Annotated in this window: 1 protein-coding gene and 1 pseudogene; one reads left to right on the top strand and one right to left on the bottom strand. The window is 63.2% G+C overall.

Going from position 1 to position 598, the window contains the following annotated elements:
- A pseudogene (pyrE, locus tag HP546_RS30960) lies at positions 1–341 on the top strand (orotate phosphoribosyltransferase); the annotation flags it as partial.
- Positions 342–515: 174 nt separating this feature from the next.
- Here the strand turns inward: pyrE and HP546_RS31650 are convergent.
- A partial coding sequence (locus HP546_RS31650) for a hypothetical protein (protein WP_256678591.1) occupies positions 516–598 on the bottom strand: 83 nt, incomplete at its 5' end.

Raw genomic sequence — 598 nt, 5'->3', positions numbered from 1 at the left:
AAGCCAAGGACCACGGCGAAGGTGGCAGCCTGGTTGGCGCGCCGCTGGCGGGTGACGTGCTGATCATCGACGACGTGATCACTGCCGGAACCGCTATCCGCGAAGTCATGCAGATCATCAACGCCCAGCAGGCCAAGGCCGCCGGCGTGCTGATCGCGCTGAACCGCGAAGAGCGTGGCAATGGCGAGCTGTCGGCCATCCAGGAAGTGGAACGCGACTTCGGCATCCCTGTGGTCAGCATCGTCTCGCTGACCCAGGTGCTGGAGTTCCTGGCCGATGACCCGCAGCTGAAGCAGCACCTGCCGGCTGTCGAGGCCTACCGGGCGCAGTACGGGATCTGATCCTGGCCTGGCAATGAAAAAGGCGACCTTCTTGTGAAGGTCGCCTTTTTTATGCCGCCTGTTCCGGCTCATCGCCGGCAAGCCAGCTCCCACAAGTGCCCCACAGGTTTCAAGGTTTGTGGGGGTTCTGTGGGAGTTGGCTTGCCGGCGACAGGGCCGGTGAAAGCTAGCCAGTCAGCGCGGCTTGCAGTTGGTAATCAGGGTGCCCACGCCGCTGTCGGTGAAGATCTCCAGCAGCACAGCATTCGGCACGCGGC

Origin of the sequence: Pseudomonas sp. CM25 (assembly GCF_013179705.1) — a bacterium.
In the GTDB taxonomy this organism is placed as follows: Bacteria; Pseudomonadota; Gammaproteobacteria; order Pseudomonadales; family Pseudomonadaceae; genus Aquipseudomonas.
Note: the sequence above shows the minus strand (reverse complement) of the source record. Positions and strands in the feature narration are given on the sequence as shown.